At 62.2% G+C, this 2,099-nt stretch carries 2 protein-coding genes; both read left to right on the top strand.

The genetic code is table 11. The annotated features are described in order from the left end of the window. A partial coding sequence (gene istA, locus H4J77_RS19370; RefSeq protein ID WP_182250082.1) for an IS21 family transposase occupies nt 1-1,236 on the top strand: 1,236 nt, incomplete at its 5' end. A gap of 14 nt (nt 1,237-1,250) precedes the next feature. Further along, complete coding sequence (gene istB / locus H4J77_RS19365) at nt 1,251-2,006, top strand: IS21-like element helper ATPase IstB (protein ID WP_153274255.1); 756 nt, start codon at nt 1,251-1,253, stop codon at nt 2,004-2,006. Nucleotides 2,007-2,099 lie beyond the last annotated feature (93 nt).

The following is a 2,099-nucleotide window of genomic DNA, read 5'->3' as shown; positions in this document are numbered from 1 at the left end:
TACGTAGAACGCCACGGCGACAAGGCGTATCGCTACAGCCAGTACTGCCACCACTACCGGCTCTGGCGTGGCCGGCAGCGCCGCAGCATGCGACAGGTCCACCGGGCTGGCGAGAAGATCTTTATCGATTACTGCGGCCCTACTGTGCCGGTGGTGGACCGCTCTACCGGTGAGGTGCGCAAGGCCCAGGTCTTTGTGGCAGTGCTGGGCGCGTCCAGTTACACCTTCGCCGAGGCTACCTGGAGCCAGAGCCTTCCAGACTGGATCGCCTCCCACCAAAGGATGTTCAGGTTCTTTGGCGGGGTACCGGAACTGCTGGTTCCGGATAACCTCAAGGCGGCGGTGACCAAGGCGGACCGCTACAGTCCGACGATCAACGAGACCTATGCTGAGCTGGCCTGCCATTACCAGACGGCGGTATTGCCAGCACGGCCCTACAAGCCCAAGGATAAGGCGAAGGCCGAGACGTCGGTGCTGTTGGTCGAGCGCTGGATCCTGGCCCGTTTACGGCATCAGATGTTCTTCTCCCTGGCCGAACTCAATGCCGCCATTGCAGCGTTGCTACCAGCCCTGAACCAGCGCCTGTTCCAGGGTCGAACCGAGAGCCGTCAGAGCCTGTTCGACGCACTTGATCGACCGGCACTGCGGCCTCTGCCAGTAGCGCCCTATACCTACGCCGAATGGCGCAAGGCCAGGCCAGGCATCGACTACCACATCGAGGTCGACAAACGCCTGTACAGCGTACCTCACGCCTTGGTGGGGCTGGTTCTGGACGTACGGTTAACGGATACCGCCCTGGAGGTCATGCACAAGGGCCAGCGGGTGGCATTACATCCCCGCCACGGGAAGAGCCGCTTCGTAACCCTGACCGAACACATGCCCAAGGCGCATCAGGCCCACAAGGACTGGTCGCCGCAGCGCTTCCTCAACTGGGCCAAGGACATCGGCCCCGGCACGCTGGAGGTGGTGCAGAGCCAGCTCAAGGACCGCCCTCATCCAGAGCATGGCTACCGCGCTTGTTTGGGATTGCTGAGTCTCAGTCGGCGCTACAGCCGTGAACGCCTTGAACAAGCCTGTGCCCGGGCGCTGTCGATTAAGTCGGCCAGCTACCAGAGCATCACCTCGATCCTGAAACAGGGGCTGGACCAGTTCCCGCTGCCTCTGGCCGACGATGAGCGTGACCTGACCGACCTGCCGGCGCACACCAACGTTCGCGGCCCGCATTACTACCACTGATCCCGGAGAGACCTATGCTGACTCACAACACACTCAACACCCTGCGCCACCTCAAGCTAACGGGCATGTGCGACGCCTTGGAACAGCAGCGGGCGCAGCCCGCAACCCATGACCTGGCGTTCGAGGAGCGCCTGGCCCTGCTGGTAGACCGGGAAGTGCTGCACCGGGAGAACCGTCGGCTGGACCGGCTACTGAAGGCTGCTCGCTTGCGCGTGCAGGCCTGCATCGAAGACATCGACTATCGCCACCCGCGAGGGCTGGAACGTTCCCGTATGGCAGGCCTGGCCAGCTGTGACTGGATCGGTCAATCGCTGAATCTGTGTATCACCGGTCCCACCGGCTGTGGCAAGACATGGCTGGCTTGCGCCCTGGGCAACCAGGCCTGCCGCCAAGGGCTATCCGTCCGCTACTTGCGGGTGCCACGGCTGTTCGAGCAAGTGCGGATCGCCCACGGCGATGGCAGCTACGCCCGCCTGATGACGCAGCTGTTGAAAACCGATCTGCTGATTCTAGATGACTGGGGCATGCAGAAGGTCAATGCCCAGCAACGACAGGATCTGATGGAGGTGATCGAGGACCGTCATGGACGTGGTTCAACGCTCATTGCCAGTCAGCTACCCACCGAACACTGGCACGAGTACATCGGCTCCGCCACGCTCGCCGACGCCATCCTGGACCGGCTCCTGCACGGCGCCCACCGGCTCAATCTGAAGGGGGAATCACTGAGAAAGGCTAACGCTCAAAACGCGGTATCGATTGACCCATCGTGACCGCTCAGAGTACAAAACCCGTTCCAGCGTGAAGGCCGTGTGCAAATCGGTCACGATCACCGGAATGACCGGTCACGTTCGCCGGAATACGCA

Source organism: Pseudomonas sp. 5Ae-yellow, assembly GCF_014077575.1.
In the GTDB taxonomy this organism is placed as follows: Bacteria; Pseudomonadota; Gammaproteobacteria; order Pseudomonadales; family Pseudomonadaceae; genus Halopseudomonas; species Halopseudomonas neustonica.
Note: the sequence above shows the minus strand (reverse complement) of the source record. Positions and strands in the feature narration are given on the sequence as shown.